General features: G+C 56.0%; 1 rRNA gene. It reads left to right on the forward strand.

Annotation, left to right across the window (positions count from 1 at the left end):
* A 23S ribosomal RNA gene (locus tag A3764_RS00940) occupies nucleotides 1–291 on the forward strand; the annotation flags it as partial.

Genomic DNA, 291 nt, shown 5'->3' on the forward strand with positions numbered 1-291 from the left:
AGAGTCCATATCGACGGCAGTGTTTGGCACCTCGATGTCGGCTCATCTCATCCTGGGGCTGGAGCAGGTCCCAAGGGTACGGCTGTTCGCCGTTTAAAGAGGTACGTGAGCTGGGTTTAGAACGTCGTGAGACAGTTCGGTCCCTATCTTCCGTGGGTGTAGGATACTTGAGAGGAGTTGCCCCTAGTACGAGAGGACCGGGGTGAACGATCCACTGGTGGACCTGTTGTTGCGCCAGCAGCAGTGCAGGGTAGCTATGATCGGACAGGATAACCGCTGAAGGCATCTAAG

This window comes from Sulfitobacter sp. HI0129 (genome assembly GCF_001635395.1).
Classification (GTDB): Bacteria; Pseudomonadota; Alphaproteobacteria; order Rhodobacterales; family Rhodobacteraceae; genus Sulfitobacter.